We start from the raw sequence: 18,913 nt of genomic DNA on the forward strand, positions 1-18,913 counted from the left end.
GCTTATCCTGGCTGCCTCACTTCGACAAATACCGCATCCCATCCTCCAACCCCTGCAAGGTCAGCGGATACATCCGGTCCTCGATCAGTTCACGCACCAGATGGGTTGAGGCGGTGTAGTCCCAGGCCTGGCGGGGGTATGGGTTGATCCAGATGACCTTGCGGAACTTGGCCATGATGCGCTGCATCCAGACATACCCGGCTTCCTCGTTCCAGTGCTCCACGCTGCCGCCCGGCTGGGTGATTTCGTAAGGGGCCATGGCAGCGTCCCCGACGAACACCACCTTGTAGTCGTCGCCGTACTTGTGCAGCAGGTCGAAGGTGGAATAACGCTCCGACGTGCGGCGCAAGTTGTTCTTCCACACCGTCTCATACACACAGTTGTGAAAGTAGTAGTACTCCAGGTGCTTGAATTCGGTCCTGCATGCCGAGAACAGCTCCTCGCAGACCCTGACATGGGCATCCATCGAGCCACCGATGTCGAACAGCAGCAGCAATTTCACCGTGTTGCGCCGCTCCGGGCGCATCTGGATGTTCAGCAGCCCCGCATCGCGCGCGGTATGGTCGATGGTGCCATCGATGTCCAGCTCTTCGGCAGCGCCTTGGCGAGCGAACTTGCGCAGGCGCCGCAGGGCCAGCTTGATGTTGCGTGTACCCAGCTCCACCTGATCGTCCAGGTTCTTGTACTCGCGCTGGTCCCAGACCTTCACCGCCTTGCCCTGGCGCTCGCCAGCGTCGCCCACGCGGATCCCTTCGGGGTTGAACCCACCCGAGCCGAACGGGCTGGTGCCTCCGGTGCCAATCCACTTGTTGCCGCCTGCGTGGCGCTCCTTTTGCTCCTGCAGGCGCTGCTTGAACGCCTCGATCAGCTTGTCCAGCCCGCCCAGGGACTGGATCTGCGCGCGCTCCTCGGCGGTCAGAGAGCGCTCGAATTCCTTGCGCAGCCAGTCCTCGGGGATCAACGCCTCGATGTGACGATCCAGGTTCTCCAGGCCCTTGAAGTAAGCGGCGAAGGCTCGGTCGAACTTGTCGAAATGGCGTTCGTCCTTCACCAGGATGGCGCGGGCCAGGTAGTAGAATTCGTCCATGTCGGCGAACACCACGTGCCGTTGCAAGGCATGGTGCAAGTCGAGCAGTTCGCGCACCGACACCGGCACCTTCGCCGCGCGCATTTCGTTGAACAGGTTGAGCAACATGGCCCAGGCTCCCTCAGCGGTTGCCGCGCCGGCTCATGAAGGCCAGGCGCTCGAGCAGTTGCACATCCTGCTCATTTTTCACCAGCGCCCCGGCCAGCGGAGGGATGGCCTTGGTTGGGTCGCGCTCGCGCAGTACCGCTTCGCCAATGTTGTCGGCCATCAACAGCTTCAACCAGTCGACCAGTTCGGACGTCGAAGGCTTTTTCTTCAGGCCCGGTACCTTGCGCACGTCGAAGAACACATCCAGCGCCTCGCTGACCAGCGACTGGCTGATGTTGGGGTAGTGCACGTCCACGATGCGCTGCAGCGTGGCCCGGTCGGGGAAGGCGATGTAGTGGAAGAAGCAGCGGCGCAGGAAAGCGTCCGGCAGCTCCTTTTCGTTGTTGGACGTGATGATGATGATCGGGCGCTGCCTGGCCTTGATGGTCTCGTCGATTTCGTAGACGTAGAACTCCATTTTGTCGAGTTCCTGCAACAGGTCGTTGGGGAATTCGATATCGGCCTTGTCGATCTCGTCGATCAGCAGGATCACCCGTTCCTGGGCCTCGAAGGCTTCCCACAGCTTGCCTTTCTTGAGGTAGTTGCGTACGTCGTGCACCTTGTCCACACCCAGCTGGGAGTCGCGCAGGCGGCTCACGGCATCGTATTCGTACAAGCCCTGGTGAGCCTTGGTGGTGGACTTGATGTGCCAGGTAATCAGGCGCGCCCCGAACGAAGCTGCCAGCTGCTCGGCCAGCATGGTCTTGCCAGTACCGGGCTCACCTTTGACCAATAGCGGGCGCTCAAGGGTGATGGCCGCATTGACGGCCAGTTTCAGGTCGTCCGTGGCGACATAGTCACCCGTGCCTTCGAACTTCATTGGGTCTTTCCTCTGCTTGGGCTTGCGGGCCACGCGCAGCCAGCCTGCTAGGCCAGACCTTGGTGGGGTGGGCGACAGGCTGGTCTCAAGTGGCCAACACAGGGTGTGTGATGGTGGCCCGACTATAACGCGGGGGTACGACGACTGAAAACGCAGACCGAGTATTCAGTCCCCGAATGCCTCGTCACCGCGCCTTAGTCGGAATCCGGCGCGCTGCGCTCGTAGCGCGCACTGAACGCCTGCACGAAACCATTGCGCAGGATCTGCAGGAATGCCTCGAATGCGCTGATGTTCTGCCTGCGCACGCTGCCACTGAGCTCAACGCGCGTGGCGAACTGGTTTTTCGGCTGGTTCTTGAGCACGGTTTCGGTGGCACCCACCAGCGCCTCCCACACCGAGCGGAACAGGCCCTTGTCCTTGTCCTCCACGTCCTGTTGCCAGTCGAACACCTCGACGTCGCGCAGCAGGGGCTTGATGTAGCCGTTCAGGCGGCCGTTGGTCGCCTCGGCCTCGATGACCACATCGCCATGACCCGCCTTGAAGTCGAACTTGCCATAGGCGCTGGCAAAGTCGTTGAGTCGGCGCAGCTCGATACCGGTGGCACGCAGGCGGAACTCGAAGTCGTCGAAGTCGCTGAACGGATCGAAGGTGGCACGGCTCTCGACCTTGGCATCGCCTGCGACCAGGGCACGGGCTTCGAAGCTGGCGTCGCGCCGGCCGGCTTCGTCACGGATGTTTGTGAGGTTGCGAACGCTGGCCTGCAACTGCGTCGCCTTGAGCGTGACCGGGGGCTTGGAGTTGAAGTTGCGGAAGGTCAGCACCCCGTCGTCGATTACCACTTCGTTGAGCGTGATGGGCAGCAACTTGTCCAGTTGCTGACGCCAGTCAGTGCCCTGGCCGGTCTGGGAGTTCTGCTTGTCGCCGCCATCGACGAAGTTCAGCTCCGGGCGCAGGAACGCCACTTCGGCCACCACGGCGCGGTCGTACCACAGCGAATGCCAGCTGACCGAGATGTCGATCACCGGGGCGTCGAGGAAGGGCACTGGCACCTTGCCTGTGGTCTTGACGATCTTCAGCCCGTTGACGGTATAGGCGCCGCGCCACCAGGCCAAGTCCACATCGCTGACCTGCCCACGGTAGTCGCCCATGTCGGCCAGCTTTTCATTGAGGTAGTCGCGCACCAGGTAGGGCAGGGCAAGCTGCAAGGCCACCAGCAGCACGATGAGGCTGCCCAGGGCGATCAGCGGCCAGCGATAGCGGGCTCTCATGGCAGTTCTCCAAGGCAAGGTGTGTGGTTGACCGCAGGGGCTGCGCCGGAGTTCGAACAGGCTTTACGGGCCTTGGGGCCGGGGCTTACCCTTGGGCCTTTCCGAGTTCTTCATCATGCCAAGGACCCTGCCATGAGCCGTATATACGCAGACAATGCCCACTCCATCGGCAACACGCCCCTGGTGCAGATCAACCGCCTCGCGCCGCGCGGCGTGACCATCCTGGCCAAGATCGAAGGGCGCAACCCAGGGTATTCGGTCAAATGCCGCATCGGCGCGAACATGGTCTGGGACGCCGAGAGCAGCGGCAAGCTCAAGCCCGGCATGACCATCGTCGAACCCACCTCGGGCAACACCGGCATCGGCCTTGCCTTCGTCGCTGCCGCCCGCGGTTACAAGCTCATGCTGACCATGCCGGCCTCCATGAGCCTGGAGCGGCGCAAGGTGCTCAAGGCCCTTGGCGCCGAACTGGTGCTCACCGAACCTGCCAAGGGCATGAAGGGCGCCATCGAGAAAGCCAACGAAATCGTCGCCTCCAACCCCGAGCAGTACTTCATGCCCGGGCAGTTCGAAAACCCTGCCAACCCGGCCATCCATGAAAAGACCACGGGCCCTGAGATCTGGAACGATACCGATGGCGCCGTGGATGTGATCGTTGCTGGTGTCGGCACCGGCGGCACCATCACCGGTATCTCGCGCTACATCAAGCACACCCAGGGCAAGGCGATCACCTCGGTGGCGGTCGAGCCCATCGGCTCGCCGCTGATCACCCAGACCCTGGCAGGCGAGGCGCTCACGCCCACGCCGCACAAGATCCAGGGCATCGGCGCGGGCTTCGTGCCGAAGAACCTCGACCTGTCGATCGTCGATCAGGTCATGACGGTGGGCGATGACGAAGCCAAGTCCATGGCGATCCGCCTGATGCAGGAAGAAGGCATCCTGTGTGGTATTTCCTGCGGTGCCGCCATGGCCGCTGCCGTGCGCCTTGCAGAAAAGCCGGAAATGCAGGGCAAGACCCTCGTGGTGATTCTGCCCGACTCAGGCGAGCGGTACCTGTCCAGCATGCTGTTCAGCGACCTGTTCAGCGAGCAGGAAACCCAGCAATAACCTGCCTTGGCGGTGACCCGAAGCAATACCTGGCGGCGGGGTTCATTGCACAATCTTCATCCGTCTCGTTGCGCCCAGGTGGTTTGTGCCTGGGCGCGATAGGTTTATGATGCCCGGATGATTTTCCCCGGATCAGGCAGCGCTGGCCTGTGTCCCGCCCTAGGAGTGTTGCATGACCGTTTCCTTCCTCGCCAAGGCAGGTGTGCTGCTGGTGTTCTTCGGCAGCGTGCTGTTCGTCCACCTGCGCGGCAAGGCCCGCCTGCCCGTGTTGCGCCAGTTCGTCAACCATTCGGCGCTGTTCGCCCCCTACAATGCGTTGATGTACCTGTTCTCGGGCGTGCCGTCCAAGCCGTACCTGGACCGCCAACGCTTCCCGGAGCTGGACGTGCTCAAGGACAACTGGCAGGAAATTCGCGAGGAGGCCATGCGCCTGTTCGACGAGGGTTATATCCGGGCAGCCGAAAAGGACAACGATGCCGGTTTCGGTTCGTTCTTCAAGAAAGGCTGGAAGCGCTTCTACCTGAAGTGGTACGACAAACCCCTGCCGTCTGCCGAAGCGCTGTGCCCGCGAACCGTCGAGCTGGTCAGCAGCATCCCCAACGTCAAGGGCGCGATGTTCGCCCTGTTGCCCGGCGGCAGCCACCTGAACCCGCACCGTGATCCGTTTGCAGGTTCCCTGCGTTATCACCTGGGCCTCTCGACCCCCAACTCCGATGCCTGCCGCATTTATGTGGACGGCCAGCCCTATGCCTGGCGCGATGGCCAGGACGTGATGTTCGACGAAACCTACGTGCACTGGGTCAAGAATGAGACCGAGGTCACCCGTGTGATCCTGTTCTGCGACGTGGAGCGTCCTTTGAACAGCCCAATCATGACCCGCCTCAACCGCAAGGTCAGCGCATTTCTGGGCCGCGCCACCGCGCCACAGAATACCGACGATGAACGCGTGGGCGGGATCAACCAGGCTTATGCCTGGAGCAAGCGGTTCAGCAACAAGCTGAGCACGCGCGTCAAGCAGTTCAAGCGTGCCAACCCCAAGGCATACCGCGTGTTGCGACCGATTCTGGCCGTCGTCGTAGCCTATCTGCTGTACCGCTGGTTGTTCTGACGACGCCCTCGACCGGGAGGGGCGCCTGCAAGGCAGTCGCCCTTATCCCTGGCGAAACTCGTGGGCAACGCAGTGGCGCAGCACGCCTTCCTCGAAGTCCAGAAAACCCGCTTCACGCTGGGTGATCAGGTAATACAGCAGGGTGTCGAGCGTTCGTGCCGGTGGGATGGCGATCGCCAGCATCTTCACCGCAGGTTCGCTTTCACAGGTGCACCCGAATTCCACCAAGGCTTCGCTGACCTGCTCCAGTGTCTCGGGCGGCTTGACCCGAACCCGGAACACCGAGCTGCCACTGCTGCGCAGCAAACGGGCGAACCAGTGCTGGCCAGCCTCTTCATGGGTGCAGATCACGTCACCTGGGGCGATGCCGTAGACATGGAACGGGATGTTGTCGATCACGTAACCGTCTTCGACGGCCTTGGCCCATAGCCCTTCCACCGATGCCGGCGGATAGCCATTGGCGTCCTGCTGCAGCGGGAACAGCACTTTTTTGTAGACGCTGTTCATGCAGCGCCCCGGCGCCGTGCCGGGCGCAGGACCAGCCACAAAGCCACGCCGATCAGCAGGCCGCCGTACAGGTGGGCCATCGACAACGGCTCATTCAGCAGCCAGGCTCCCCACAGCACGCCGAACACGGGGATCATGAAGGTCACGGTACTGGCTTTGACCGGGCCGATTTCGGCCAGCAGGCCGAAGTACAGGATGTAGGCGAACGCCGTGCACAACAGGCCAAGCCCCACCAGCGAGCCCCACACCGGCCAGCCGCCCCAACTGGCCGGTGGCTGGGTAAGCACGCTCCAGGCGAACAACGGGGTAAGCAGCAGGGTCGCACCGAGCATGCTGCCCAGGGCCGACAGGCGGCTGTCCAGGCCGCTGACCCAGCGGCGGGCCAGGTAGCCGGCAAACCCATAGCAGGTCGTGGCCGCCAGGCACGCCAGGGCGCCTTGCAAGAGGGCTGCATCCAGGGCAACAGGCCCCGCGCCGCTCAGGATACCCACGCCGAACAGGCCCAGGAAAATGCCGCTCAACTTGGCCAACGTCATGGGTTCCTTGAAGAACAACACGCCGATCAGCACGCCCATCAAAGGGGTCGTGGCATTGAAGATGGCCGAATAACCGGCCGGCAGCACCTGGGCTGCCACCGAGTAAAAGGTGGCCGGAATGCCCGAGTTGATCATGCCCAGCACCAGGCAGGCGCCTAACTTACCCTGGAAATCCCAGCGTACGCGCGCTGCGCCCAGCAGCGCGATCAAGCCCAGGCAGGCGATGGAGACACGGAAGAAGGCCGTTGGCACGGTGCCCAGTACAGGGGCGATGATGCGCATGAACAGAAAGCTCGCGCCCCATACGGCAGCAAGGGTCAGCAGGCGGGCTAGGGCGGTGGGGCTCACGACGGTCTCCGGGGGCTTGGCAGGGGCGCGAGTGTACGTCAGCAGGCCGGCGGATTCTTGCGCTTTCTTGCCCAGCGAAGTTCAGCCAGTGTCCTGCCATAGCCTGTTCAAGCCCCGCGCAGGCACTTCAAGGCGCTGAAGTCGCTGCGCACCTTGGTCAGCCGATCCAGCAGCACCTGGCGCTGGGCGGGAGTGCTCTGCTGCATCAGGTCCACCACCAGGCTGCGTGCTTGCTGCTCGGTGTTCTGGAAGGCCCGGCGATAGTCGGCCGTCCATAGGCTTTCCTTGTTCTGCAGCAAGGTCGCGACCCGTGCCGGGAAGCCTGACTCGTGCCGTTGTTCCACCGCCAACAGCAGTTGCTGCTGCCAATGGGCCCGGTTGCGTATCCACTCGCTGTTCTGGTCACCCAACGCGCGGGACCAGGCGCCAACCCGTTGCCGCTGTGTCTCGGTCAGCTCGCCGAACCAAGGCTTGAGGCGTTTTTCCATGCGCTCGGCGCGCTCGCTGATCTGGCGGGGCAGGGGCGTATCGACATATTCTTTGCGCCGCTCGGCAATATCGTCACGAAACGCATCGCGCATCTCCGCCACCTGCGCATCGCTCATGCCTTGCAGCAACTCGGTGGCCGACGGCGTGATTTCGGCCGCGACCCGGCCAATCGCCTCGCGGGCCTCCTCGGTGCGCTGCTGCAGCGCCTGGTCGGTGACTTGGTTATCGGCCACCATGGTGCGCAGGCGGTCCAGCCAGTCGAGGTAGCCGGGCAGTTGCGTCTGGCAGTGCCACGCCAGGTGCTGCCTGAGGCGATCATCGAGCAGGGTTTTCTGCTCGCGGTTCATGTCCAGGTAGTCGCCCAGCGACCAGGGCACCAGGCGATCGAGGTTGCGATAGGCCAGGTCGATGCGGCTGCAGGCGCCCAGCATCAGGGCGAAACCCAGGCAGATCGACAGGACTTTGAGCAGGCGTGCAGGCATGTGCGGGTCCTTGCAGTGGCAGCCAAGGGGTAGACGCAGCACGAGACCTGCGGTTCCACCGGATGGCACGTGGAAGCGTGAGCGGCGATGAACCGACCGCAGGCTTTGACACCAGGGCGGGTCTATCCGGAAAATAGCCGCCTTGACTTGAGGATGTTCGAAAATGGCTCTGCTTGGGCGTTACAACAGTTTGCAAATTGTTAAGCACGTGGACTTCGGCCTATACCTGGACGGCGGTGCCGACGGGGAAATCCTGCTGCCGTCCCGTTACATTCCCAAGGGTGCCGAGACCGAAGTCGATGACTGGCTGAACGTGTTCATCTACCTCGATAGCGAAGACCAGCTGATTGCCACCACCGAGAAGCCCAAGGTGCAGGTGGGCGAGTTCGCCAGCCTCAAGGTCAAGGACATCAACGGTGCGGGTATCTTCCTGGACTGGGGCCTGTCCAAGGACCTGCTGATGCCCTATTCCGAAGAAGCACGGCCGCTGAAGATCGGTGACTATTGCGTGGTGCACGTGTACCTGGACAAGCGCACCCGCCGCATCACCGCCACCTCGCGCCTGGACCGTTACCTCGACACCACGCCTGCAGACTACAAACCTGGTCAGCCGGTTGAGCTGCTGGTGGCCGGCGAAACGCCGATGGGGTTCAAGGCCATCATCAACAACCGTCACTGGGGCTTGATTCACAAGAACGAGGTGTTCAAGTTCCTGCGCTCAGGCATGCACGAGCAGGGTTACATCAAGGAAGTGCGGGCCGACGGCAAGGTTTCGCTCAGCTTGCAGCCGGTGGGCGCTGCGCTGTCCGACAGCTTGCAGGAGCAGATCATGGCGCGCCTTGACGCCGAGGGTGGGGTGTTGCCTGTTTCGGACAAGAGCGACCCTGCCTTGATCAGCAAGCTGTTCAATGTCAGCAAGGGCAATTTCAAGAAGGCCATTGGCGGGCTGTTCAAGCAGGGCCGCATCGTCATCCATGACGACCGGATCGAGAAAGCCTGATCAGCCCTGCACGAAGGTGTTGAAGTCCAGCTGATCGCCACCGGGGCGCGTGTCGCGCAGCAACGAGTCGCGGTCAGCGCTCAGGGCCAGGCTGATGGTGGAGCGACGCTTGCCAGGGTTGCGCACTTCCATCTGCTCTTGGTGGGCCCGCAGGAAGTTGATCGGCACCTTCAGGTGCTGAAGTTCATCGGTCAGCGGGGTATGCAGCAGCAGGTTGACCCAGTCGGGCTGGCCTTTGCGAAGCAAGGCCACCGGGACCTCGAACCACCACAGGTTGCGCTTGGGGTCGAGAATGGCGAACAGCGTATTGGCACTGGTCAGCACCGGGCGCGCCAGTGCGCTGTTGCGTCGGGCGATGGCAGCGGGTTTGTCGAGTTTCATGCAGGTTCCTGCGGGTCGAAGCCTTCAAAGGCCGCATTGTGAGGGGTGGCACCTTGGCGGGCAAGGTTTCAGGCCCTGATCCCCGCATTTACGCCTACGCCTTTCAACCGTTTGGCTTGTTGACGCAAATTTCTTGAAACTCCTGTGCAAGCGGCTGGGTCAACCTTCTGTCGGCACGATACGCGTGCTACATCACAGGAGTTTTGCCATGAGCGGTACTGGAGACAAAATTAAAGGTATGGCCAACGAGGCAATGGGCAACATCAAGCAAGGTGTTGGCAACCTCACTGACAACGAAAAACTCAAAGGCGAAGGCAAGGCCCAGGAAATCAAGGGCGAAGGCCAGCAGGTCAAAGGCGACGTGAAAAACAAGGCCGACGACCTGACCAAGTAATGATTCACGCCTGCCGAGCCGTCCTCTGCGCTTCGAAACAGGGGACGGTGACCGGCAGAAGTATTCAAAGCCGTTGCATGACGACCGGGAGCAGCACCCCAAGCGCAGGGTCTATTAGACTGAACGTCAGATCGATCAAGCGGCGAAAGGAGACGCTATGATTTTTTCCGCCTTGCAGGGCTTACCCTTGCACCGCGTACTGGTGCGCACCGTCAACGAATTCCTCGATGACGAGATGTCCACTTATGCTTCGGCATTGGCCTACCAGGCTCTTTTCTCGTTGTTCCCCTTCCTATTGTTTCTCATTGCCCTGATCGGTTTCCTGCACCTGCCAGACTTCTTTTCCTGGCTGCGCTTGCAGTCAGAACTGGTCTTGCCGCCCCAGGCCCTTGAGCAGGTCAACCCGGTCATCGACCAATTGCAGCAGTCCAAGGGTGGTTTGCTGTCGGTGGGTATCGTCATTGCCCTGTGGACGGCCTCGGCCGGCGTGCGCCTGATGATGAGCGCCATGAACGCGGCCTATGATGTACCAGAAGGGCGCCCGGTCTGGAAACGCATCCCGCTGTCGGTGCTGTACACCATCGGGTTGGCAGGCATGCTGCTGGCGGCCGCTGCGCTGATGGTGCTGGGACCGCAGGTCATGGAGTGGATCGCGGCGCAGATTGGCATGGAAGAGTTCATCGTCACCCTGTGGACCATTCTTCGCTGGCCGGTGATCGTGATTCTGCTGATGGTCGCGGTCGCGGTGATCTACTACGTCATGCCCGATGTGGAGCAGAAATTTCGCTTCATCACCCCGGGCTCGGTGCTGGCGGTCGTGGTGTGGATCATCGCGTCGCTAGGCTTTGCCTACTACGTGAAGACGTTCGCAGACTACAACGCCATGTACGGCAGCATCGGGGCGATCATCGTACTGCTGCTGTACTTCTACATCTCGGCTGCTGTGCTGTTGCTGGGCGCAGAGATGAACGCGGTGATCGAGCACATGTCGGCCGAGGGCAAGGACCCAGGCGAAAAAGACTTCGATGGCACCCGCGACGACGAGAAGCCCAAGGTATTGGGCAAGGAACGCCCCGGTGCTGATGAAGCGGCGGGCGTTGAACCTACCCCGCGCTGACCTGCCCCGGTTGGGCGGTGCGCTCCAGCGCTATCAAGGCCTTGCTGCGTTGATAGCGCTGGAACTTGTCATGCAGCGACCGGGGTAGCGCTCCAGCCGGCGCGAACCCCTGGCGTCCGTAATAGAGGGCGAGCGATGGATGGCAAAACAACCATGTGCTGGCGCAGGCGTTCTCCAGGGCCGCTGCGACCAATTGCTCACCCACGCCTTCCGAGCGCCGATCAGGCGCCACCAACAGCCCCGTCAGCCACTGACCACCGTCCACCTCGCTGAGGGACAACCCAGCAATGATGCCCGGCGACCTGGCCACCCAAAACGTGCCCTGCGCAGGGGCGCGCATGCGCGAGCCCTGTTGGCGATAGAAGTGGTCGAGCAGCCGCCGTTCCGGGGCTGAAAGCCGGGTGCAGTGCACTGGCGGCCATGACTGCACGACGGTGCTCAGCTGGCCACGAAGTTCGGCGGGGAAACCAGTTCGACGATTTGCTGCTTGCGCGGTGCCAGGATCTCGGCTTCACCCTCGACGACCAGTTCGTTGTGCTGGTTGTACACGTTGGTGGCGATACGCACTTTGAACTTGGGCAGTTTTTCCAGGATTTCCAGGCGCACCGTCAGGGTGTCGCCGATCTTGACCGGCTTCTGGAAGCTCATCTGCTGGCCCAGGTAGATGGTACCAGGGCCTGGTAACGTGCAGGCCACCGCCGCACTGATCAACGCGCCGCTGAACATGCCATGGGCAATGCGCTCGCGGAACATGCTCTTGGCCGCGAACTCGGCATCCAGGTGCACCGGGTTGTGATCGCCGGACATGGCGGCGAACAGCTGGATGTCGCGCTCCTCGACCAACTTCGTGTATTCGGCTTTCTGGCCGACTTCAAGGGCTTCGTAGGGCGTGTTGCTGAGCTGGGACATCAGGGCTTCCTTAAGCAGTACAGGTCGGATGCCGGTCGCACGCAGGGCGTCGGCCAGACGGGTGAGACGCTTGCCGGGGTCGCCCGGATCACATTTTGCGCCCACGTCAGTGTACCCACAGTCGAGCAAATTGCAGGAAGGGCACAAATAAGATTCACAATGTTAATGGCAGGCGCTGACGGCTGGGCCGTGCCTGGCTTACCTGCTAACGTCGAATCAACGCCTGTGCATCGCCTGCGCGCAGGCACTCGGACTAATCAGGACGCAGTGCAGGTCCCGGCAGAGGAACAACAATAAATGCAAGCCGACTTCTGGAATGACAAGCGCCCGGCGGGCGTGCCTTCCACCTTGGACATGCAAGCCTACGCGTCTGTGGTCGAGGTGTTCGAACGCTCCTGCAAGCGCTTTGCCGATCGTCCGGCCTTCAGCAACCTGGGCGTGACCTTGACCTACGCCGACCTTGATCGCCTGTCGGCTGCCTTCGCCAGCTGGCTGCAGCAACATACCGACCTCAAGCCGGGCGACCGCATCGCGGTGCAGATGCCCAACGTGCTCCAGTACCCCATCGCGGTGTTCGGCGCCATGCGCGCAGGGCTGATCGTGGTCAACACCAATCCGCTGTACACCGAGCGCGAAATGCGGCACCAGTTCAAGGACAGTGGTACCCGGGCGCTGGTGTACATGAACCTGTTCGGCAAGCGTGTGCAGACGGTCCTGCCCGATACCGGTATTGAGTACCTGATCGAAGCGAAGATGGGCGACATGCTGCCCACGCTCAAGGGCTGGCTGGTCAACACCGTGGTCGACAAGGTCAAGAAGATGGTGCCGGCCTATGCGCTGCCCCAGGCTGTGTCGTTCAAGCAGGTGCTGCGCCAGGGCCGCGGTGGCGTGCCCCAGCCTGTGCCCTTGGGCCTGGGTGACATCGCCGTGCTGCAGTACACCGGCGGCACGACGGGGCTGGCCAAGGGCGCAATGCTCACCCACGGCAACCTGGTGGCGAACATGCTGCAGGTGCTGGCGTGCTTCTCCCAACATGGGCCGGACGGGCAGAAGCTGCTCAAGGATGGCGAAGAGGTGATGATCGCGCCGTTACCGCTCTACCACATCTATGCTTTCACTGCGAACTGCATGTGCATGATGGTCACCGGCAACCACAACGTATTGATCACCAACCCGCGGGACATACCTGGCTTCATCAAGGAGCTGGGCAAGTGGCGGTTTTCTGCGTTGCTGGGCCTCAACACCCTGTTCGTCGCGCTGATGGACCACCCCAGCTTCCGCCAGCTCGATTTCTCCGCACTCAAGGTCACCAATTCCGGCGGCACCGCCCTGGTCAAGGCCACGGCAGAGCGCTGGGAACAGCTGACAGGCTGCCGCATCGTCGAAGGGTACGGCCTGACCGAAACGTCCCCCGTGGCCAGCACCAACCCCTATGGCACGCTGGCGCGGCTGGGCACGGTGGGCATCCCGGTGGTGGGCACGGCCTTCAAGGTGATCGACGCCGACGGTAACGAGCTGGCGTTGGGGGAACCCGGCGAGCTGTGCATCAAAGGCCCGCAGGTCATGAAGGGCTACTGGCAGCAACCCGAGGCCACGGCCGAGGCACTGGACGCCGAAGGCTGGTTCAAGACCGGTGACATTGCCGTGATCGACCCGGACGGCTTTACCCGCATCGTCGACCGCAAGAAGGACATGATCATCGTGTCTGGCTTCAACGTATACCCCAACGAAGTCGAAGAGGTGGTGATGGGCCATCCCAAGGTGGCCAACTGTGCCGCCATCGGCGTGCCGGACGAACGTTCCGGCGAAGCGGTGAAGCTGTTCGTGGTGCCGCGCGAGGGTGGTGTGGATGTCGAGGAGCTCAAGGCCTACTGCAAGGCCAACCTCACCGGCTACAAGGTGCCCAAGCACATCGTGCTGCGCGAGGCGCTGCCGATGACGCCCGTGGGCAAGATCCTGCGGCGCGAACTGCGCGACGCCAGCTAGATCGGTAGCCTGCGGTGAGAACGTGGTGCCGTGCGCCAGGGCCTCTGGCACGGCACATCCTGCTGGACGCCCAGGCTAATTAAGTCAAATACTCTAAACGTGACCCGAAGCATTCTTTGAGTCACTTTTGTGACTGTCAAGCCCGCTTTGGGCTCTAGTAGACCCTCGGCAAAGCTGCTACTCTCGGCCCGCTTTCAGATGATCTGGTTTGCATCAGGCCGTCATCTCATATCAATAATAAACGCCTCGACGCGTGAAACGAACTTCGCTGTTGCTGAAGGAGTGGGCTTGCATGATCGACCATTTTTGGAAGGACAAGTATCCGGCCGGTATCGCGGCGCAGATCGATCCCGACGAATTCCCCAACATCCAGGCGGTACTCAAGCAATCCTGCCAGCGCTTCGCCGACAAACCGGCCTTCAGCAACCTGGGCAAGACCCTCACTTACGGTGAGTTGTATACCCTGTCCGGTGCCTTTGCCGCCTGGTTGCAGCAGCATACCGACCTAAAGCCCGGTGACCGTATCGCGGTGCAGTTGCCTAATGTGCTGCAGTACCCAGTGGCGGTGTTCGGTGCCATGCGCGCCGGCTTGATCGTCGTGAACACCAACCCGCTGTACACCGCCCGGGAAATGGAGCACCAGTTCAAGGACTCCGGCGCCAAGGCGTTGGTGTGTCTGGCGAACATGGCGCACCTGGCCGAGAAGGTGGTGCCCAAGACCCAGGTCAAGCACATCATCGTCACCGAGGTGGCAGACCTGCTGCCCCCGCTCAAGCGGCTGCTGATCAACAGCGTGATCAAGTACGTCAAGAAGATGGTGCCGGCCTATCACCTGCCCAGCGCCGTGCGCTTCAACGATGCCCTGGCCCTGGGCAAGGGCCAGCCGGTGACCGAGGCCAACCCGCAGGCCGATGACGTGGCCGTGTTGCAATACACCGGCGGTACCACCGGTGTGGCCAAAGGCGCCATGCTGACTCACCGCAACCTGGTGGCCAACATGCTGCAGTGCCGGGCGCTGATGGGCTCGAACCTGCAGGAAGGGTGCGAGATCCTCATCACCCCGCTGCCGCTATACCACATCTACGCCTTCACCTTCCATTGCATGGCCATGATGCTGATCGGCAACCACAACGTGCTGATCAGCAACCCCCGCGACCTGTCCGCCATGGTCAAGGAGCTGGGCAAGTGGAAGTTCACGGGCTTCGTGGGTCTCAATACGCTGTTCGTGGCGCTGTGCAACAGCGATGCGTTCCGCGCCCTGGACTTCTCGGCCTTGAAGATCACCCTGTCCGGCGGCATGGCGCTGCAACTGAGCGTTGCCGAGCGTTGGCGTACGGTGACCGGTTGCGCCATCTGCGAAGGATACGGCATGACCGAAACCAGCCCGGTGGCCGCCGTGAACCCGGCGCAGGCCAACCAGGTGGGCACCATTGGCATTCCGGTGCCGTCCACGCTGTGCAAGATCGTCGACGACGCCGGCAACGAGCTGCCCTTGGGCGAAGTGGGCGAACTCTGCGTCAAGGGCCCTCAGGTGATGAAAGGCTACTGGCAGCGCGAGGAGGCCACCGCCGAGATTCTCGACAGCGACGGCTGGCTCAAGACCGGCGACATCGCCCTGATCCAGCCCGACGGCTACATGCGTATCGTCGACCGCAAGAAGGACATGATTCTGGTGTCCGGCTTCAACGTCTATCCCAATGAACTCGAAGACGTGCTGGCGGCGGTGCCCGGCGTGTCGCAGTGTGCGGCCATCGGCATTCCGGATGAGAAATCCGGCGAGCTCATCAAGGTCTTCGTCGTGGTCAAACCCGGTATGACCGTGACCAAGGAGCAGGTGATGGAGCACATGCGTGCCAACCTCACCGGGTACAAGGTGCCGCGTCAGGTCGAGTTTCGCGACACCTTGCCGACCACCAATGTCGGCAAGATCCTGCGCCGCGAACTGCGTGACGAAGAGCTCAAGAAGCTCAACCTCAAGAAAAGCGCCTGACCTGGCGTGCACCGCCCGCAATCGCCTTGCAGCCCTTTTGATGAGGCCGCGCAGGGCGATTGACGGGCCTGGGCTTCAGCGCAGTTTTTCCAGCATCTGGTAGTACCACATGCCCGCCGCCAAGAGCGGGTTGCCCAACACGTCCCCCATCGGCACACGCACATGCTTGCACTGGGCGAAGGTGTCGAATTTCTCCAGCGTGCCCGTCAGGGCTTGCGCCATGATTTCGCCCATGATGTGACTGGTGGCGATGCCGTGCCCGGAATACCCTTGGCAGTACCAGACATGGTCCGAAAGCTTGCCCACTTGGGGAATCCGGTTGACCACGATGCCCATGGCGCAGCTCCACTGGAACGCGATGGGCACGCCCTTCAAGGCTGGGAAGGTGCGCTCGATGCAGGGGCGCAGTTCAGCTTCGATATCCCGCGAGTCGCGCCCTGAGTAATTGGCGCCGCCGCCGAACAGCAGGCGCTTGTCGGCCGTCAGGCGGTAGTAGTCCAGCACGAACCGGCAATCGTAGACGGCCAGGTCATGCGGGTTGATCTGCGCTGCCAGCTCGCCCAGTGGCGCCGTGGTGACGATGCCGCCCATGGCCGGGAATATCTTGCCCTTGAGCTGGCGCTTTTCCAGCTTGTGGTAGACATCGCCCGCCAGCATGACTTGGCGCGCGTCTACACGCCCATGGGCCGTCACCACGGCAGGGCGGGCGCCGTGGATGATTTCCAGCACTTCGGTCTGCTCGAAGATCAGCGCGCCCAGGCCGTGGGCGGCGCGGGCTTCGCCCAGGCACAGGTTCAGCGGGTGCAGGTGCAGGTTGCGACGGTTCTTGAGGGCGCCCAGATACAGGGGGCTTTGCAGGTGCTCGGCCATCGCCTGGCGGTCGAGCAGTTCGACCTGATCCCCCATGCCATAGCGCTGTGCCTGGGCCTCGAAAGCCCGTAGCTCGTCCAGGTGCGAGGGCTTCATGGCCGCGTGCAGGTGACCGTGCTTGAGGTCGCAGTCGATGCCATAGCGGGCCACCCGTTGCTCGATGATCTGGTGGCCCCGCCAGCGCAGGTGCCAGATGAAATCGTCCACGTCGCTGCCCAGCCGCTTGCGCATCTGTGCACGCATGGCCTCGTCCCCCGACAGGCTGCCGGTCACTTGCCCGCCATTGCGCCCGCTGGCGCCCCAGCCCACCCGGTTGGCCTCGACCACCGCGACCTTCAGGCCGCGTTCGGCCAGCTCCACAGCCGTTGCCAAGCCGGTGAAGCCCGCGCCGATGATTGCCACGTCCACCTGTACGGTGCCCTTGAGCTGGGGGTAGGTGGTGGGGTCGTTGAGGGTGGCGGTGTAGTAGGACGGTGCACGTTGCGCCGGGTCTTTGTTGACTGCTGCGTTCATGGGTAATCCTTGTTCTGTATGGGGCTCAGGCCTGGTGCAGGTACCAGCGCCAGTCCTGTTCGCTGACTTCGGCCATGAATTGACGGTACTCGGCGCGCTTGACCTTCAGGTACACGCCAAGAAACGCATCGCCCAATGCATCGCGGGCCCAAGTGGACTGCTCCAGGGCCTGCAGCGCGGTGAGCCAGTCAGTTGGCAGGTGTTCGGTCGCCTGGGCATAACCGTTGCCCTGAATCGGCGCGCCTGGGTCGAGCTGATCACGTATGCCGGCGTGACTGGCGGCCAAAATGGCGGCGGCAGCCAGATACGGGTTCGCGTCGGCCCCGCAGATACGGTGCTCTACATGCCGGCTGTTGGCCGGTCCGCCCGGCACCCGCAGGCTGACTGTGCGGTTGTCCACGCCCCAGGTGGGCGACAGGGGCGCGTAGCTGTTGGCCTGGAAGCGGCGGAAGGAGTTGGCGTTGGGGCAAAACAGCAGCAGCGACTCGTGCAGGTGCTGCAACATGCCGGCCACTGCCTGGCGCAGCAGCGGTGTGCCGGCCGGGTCTTTGCTGGCGAACAGGTTACGGCCGGCGCTGTTGGCCAGGCTCAGGTGCATGTGCATGCCAGTGCCGGCCAGGTGGCCGAACGGCTTGGCCATGAAGCAGGCCTGCATGCCGTGGGCGTGGGCGACGCCTTTGACCAAGCGCTTGTAGCGTACCGCCTGATCCATCGCCTGCAGCGCATCACCGTGTTCGAGGGTGATTTCCACCTGGCCTGGGGCGTATTCCGAAATGGCCGTGCGCGCGGGTATGCCTTGCGCCTTGCAGGCTGCGTACAGGTCTGCCAGGAACGGCTCGATCTGCTCCAGCTCCCGCAGCCCATACACCTGAGTGCTGCGAGGGCGTCCGCCGTCCCGGTCGAGCGCCGGCTGTGGATGGCCGTGGGCATCGCGCTGCTGGTCGAGCAGGTAGAACTCCAGTTCGCAGGCCATCACGGGGTGATAACCATCGGCCTTCAGGGCGTCGACGGTGCGCAACAGTACATGACGAGGGTCGGCCACGCTGGCAGGCAGGCCTTGGCGCGGGTGCATGCTCACTTGCAGCGCTGCGGTCGGCACCCGGCGCCAGGGCAGGCGAACCAGGCTGCCATCGAGTGGGTAGGCGCGGCAATCGATGTCGCCGACATCCCAGACCAGGCCCGAATCTTCCACGTCGTCGCCGTTTACGGTAAGGCCGAGAATGGTGCTGGGTAATGGCCGACCGGTCTGGTATACGGCCAGCAGTTCATCACGGTGCAGCAGCTTGCCGCGTGGCACGCCGTTGGCGTCGAGGATGAACAGTTCGAACAGATCGATATCGGGGTTGGCGGCCAGGAACTGGCTGGCCTGATCCACAGGTGCAAAGTGCATAATCATTCGCTCGCGAACGCTCAGGCCTCTGCCTGTGCAGGCGGCCTGGCTGGGTCAAACGGCCCTACGCAGGCCGGGTGAGGTCATGCAGGCATGAGCGAGGTGTCGGGCGGGCGGGCGTGACGGCAGTGCCACAATGCCCAGAAGGCGAGGATGACATGCACCAGCGGATTCTCGCCGCACAGCGTCTGGGGCTTCGACGGCGAAGGGCGTTTGGACGATGGTGGGCTGGGCAGGGCGGGAATCATGCATTCGATACTCACATGTCGGTTGTGGAGAATTAAAGTAGTGAATGGCAACCTTTGCATCGGGATTGGCTAAACATTTGCCTGGGGCGCAAATGGTTAGGGTCCAGTGCTCAGTGGTCGAGCTCGCTATCTGCGCACCCACGAACCTTGCCGCATCATTGCCGTTGCCGTTGCCGTTGCCGTTGCCGTTGCCGTTGCCGTTGCCGTTGCCGTTGT

The 18,913-nt window shown here is 62.5% G+C and carries 18 protein-coding genes; 7 read left to right on the top strand and 11 right to left on the bottom strand.

Features of this window, described 5'->3' with window-relative positions; genetic code table 11:
- Nucleotides 1-16: 16 nt before the first annotated feature.
- The 3 genes from PFU01S_RS17630 to PFU01S_RS17640 all read right to left on the bottom strand — a co-directional run bounded on the left by PFU01S_RS17630 (nt 17) and on the right by PFU01S_RS17640 (nt 3,322).
- The gene (locus PFU01S_RS17630) at nt 17-1,195 is read right to left on the bottom strand and encodes a vWA domain-containing protein (protein ID WP_023534905.1); all 1,179 of its coding nucleotides are present in this window, start codon (nt 1,193-1,195) and stop codon (nt 17-19) included.
- 13 nt (nt 1,196-1,208) lie between these two features.
- The gene (locus PFU01S_RS17635) at nt 1,209-2,054 is read right to left on the bottom strand and encodes an AAA family ATPase (RefSeq protein ID WP_023534935.1); all 846 of its coding nucleotides are present in this window, start codon (nt 2,052-2,054) and stop codon (nt 1,209-1,211) included.
- Nucleotides 2,055-2,248: 194 nt separating this feature from the next.
- A complete protein-coding gene (locus PFU01S_RS17640; protein WP_027915830.1) occupies nt 2,249-3,322 on the bottom strand; it encodes a DUF748 domain-containing protein in 1,074 nt (357 codons plus the stop codon).
- A gap of 132 nt (nt 3,323-3,454) precedes the next feature.
- Between PFU01S_RS17640 and cysK the strand changes: the two genes are divergently transcribed.
- On the top strand, nt 3,455-4,429 hold the full coding sequence (gene cysK / locus PFU01S_RS17645) for a cysteine synthase A (RefSeq protein ID WP_027915831.1): 975 nt from the start codon (nt 3,455-3,457) through the stop codon (nt 4,427-4,429).
- Nucleotides 4,430-4,601: 172 nt separating this feature from the next.
- Entirely contained in the window at nt 4,602-5,537 is a 936-nt protein-coding gene (locus PFU01S_RS17650) for an aspartyl/asparaginyl beta-hydroxylase domain-containing protein (RefSeq protein ID WP_028686827.1), read from the top strand.
- 42 nt (nt 5,538-5,579) lie between these two features.
- Here PFU01S_RS17650 and PFU01S_RS17655 read toward each other — a convergent pair whose 3' ends face one another.
- The 3 genes from PFU01S_RS17655 to PFU01S_RS17665 form a co-directional block, all read right to left on the bottom strand.
- A complete protein-coding gene (locus PFU01S_RS17655; protein ID WP_027915833.1) occupies nt 5,580-6,044 on the bottom strand; it encodes a DUF4265 domain-containing protein in 465 nt (154 codons plus the stop codon).
- A complete protein-coding gene (locus PFU01S_RS17660; protein WP_028686826.1) occupies nt 6,041-6,928 on the bottom strand; it encodes a DMT family transporter in 888 nt (295 codons plus the stop codon). Before PFU01S_RS17660 ends, PFU01S_RS17655 begins: the two co-directional genes overlap by 4 nt.
- A 107-nt stretch (nt 6,929-7,035) precedes the next feature.
- Nucleotides 7,036-7,899: a DUF6279 family lipoprotein gene (locus PFU01S_RS17665; protein ID WP_028686825.1), complete on the bottom strand. Its 864-nt coding sequence runs from the start codon at nt 7,897-7,899 to the stop codon at nt 7,036-7,038.
- A 163-nt stretch (nt 7,900-8,062) separates the two neighbouring features.
- Here PFU01S_RS17665 and PFU01S_RS17670 point away from each other — a divergent pair, with 163 nt between their 5' ends.
- Complete coding sequence (locus PFU01S_RS17670; protein WP_028686824.1) at nt 8,063-8,899, top strand: CvfB family protein; 837 nt, start codon at nt 8,063-8,065, stop codon at nt 8,897-8,899.
- Here the strand turns inward: PFU01S_RS17670 and PFU01S_RS17675 are convergent, their stop codons facing one another.
- Entirely contained in the window at nt 8,900-9,280 is a 381-nt protein-coding gene (locus PFU01S_RS17675; protein ID WP_023534906.1) for a hypothetical protein, read from the bottom strand. It lies immediately after the preceding gene.
- 208 nt (nt 9,281-9,488) lie between these two features.
- On the opposite strand from PFU01S_RS17675, the gene PFU01S_RS17680 reads away from it, so the two are divergent.
- Together PFU01S_RS17680 and PFU01S_RS17685 are read left to right on the top strand one after the other, a co-directional pair.
- Nucleotides 9,489-9,674, top strand: coding sequence for a CsbD family protein (locus PFU01S_RS17680; protein ID WP_027915837.1), 186 nt, complete (start codon nt 9,489-9,491; stop codon nt 9,672-9,674).
- Nucleotides 9,675-9,831: 157 nt separating this feature from the next.
- Nucleotides 9,832-10,791 (top strand): YihY/virulence factor BrkB family protein, encoded by a 960-nt coding sequence (locus tag PFU01S_RS17685; protein ID WP_027915838.1) that lies wholly within the window; start codon nt 9,832-9,834, stop codon nt 10,789-10,791.
- Here the strand turns inward: PFU01S_RS17685 and PFU01S_RS17690 are convergent.
- Together PFU01S_RS17690 and PFU01S_RS17695 are read right to left on the bottom strand one after the other, a co-directional pair.
- Entirely contained in the window at nt 10,778-11,167 is a 390-nt protein-coding gene (locus PFU01S_RS17690; protein ID WP_081728229.1) for a GNAT family N-acetyltransferase, read from the bottom strand. The genes PFU01S_RS17685 and PFU01S_RS17690 overlap by 14 nt on opposite strands.
- 62 nt (nt 11,168-11,229) lie before the next feature.
- Complete coding sequence (locus PFU01S_RS17695; RefSeq protein ID WP_028686823.1) at nt 11,230-11,700, bottom strand: MaoC family dehydratase; 471 nt, start codon at nt 11,698-11,700, stop codon at nt 11,230-11,232.
- A gap of 297 nt (nt 11,701-11,997) precedes the next feature.
- Here PFU01S_RS17695 and fadD2 point away from each other — a divergent pair, with 297 nt between their 5' ends.
- Both fadD2 and fadD1 read left to right on the top strand, forming a co-directional pair.
- Nucleotides 11,998-13,686 carry a long-chain-fatty-acid--CoA ligase FadD2 gene (fadD2, locus tag PFU01S_RS17700; protein ID WP_028686822.1) on the top strand — a complete coding sequence of 563 codons (1,689 nt, stop codon included), beginning with the start codon at nt 11,998-12,000 and terminating at the stop codon, nt 13,684-13,686.
- Between the two features lie 292 nt (nt 13,687-13,978).
- Nucleotides 13,979-15,676: a long-chain-fatty-acid--CoA ligase FadD1 gene (fadD1, locus tag PFU01S_RS17705; protein WP_027915842.1), complete on the top strand. Its 1,698-nt coding sequence runs from the start codon at nt 13,979-13,981 to the stop codon at nt 15,674-15,676.
- 75 nt (nt 15,677-15,751) lie between these two features.
- Here fadD1 and PFU01S_RS17710 read toward each other — a convergent pair whose 3' ends face one another.
- Both PFU01S_RS17710 and PFU01S_RS17715 read right to left on the bottom strand, forming a co-directional pair.
- A complete protein-coding gene (locus PFU01S_RS17710) occupies nt 15,752-17,059 on the bottom strand; it encodes an NAD(P)/FAD-dependent oxidoreductase (RefSeq protein ID WP_027915843.1) in 1,308 nt (435 codons plus the stop codon).
- Nucleotides 17,060-17,084: 25 nt separating this feature from the next.
- Nucleotides 17,085-18,449 (bottom strand): glutamine synthetase family protein, encoded by a 1,365-nt coding sequence (locus tag PFU01S_RS17715; protein WP_028686821.1) that lies wholly within the window; start codon nt 18,447-18,449, stop codon nt 17,085-17,087.
- Between the last annotated feature and the right edge of the window lie 464 nt (nt 18,450-18,913).

The sequence above is a fragment of the Pseudomonas fulva NBRC 16637 = DSM 17717 genome (assembly GCF_000730565.1).
GTDB classification, from domain to species: Bacteria; Pseudomonadota; Gammaproteobacteria; order Pseudomonadales; family Pseudomonadaceae; genus Aquipseudomonas; species Aquipseudomonas fulva.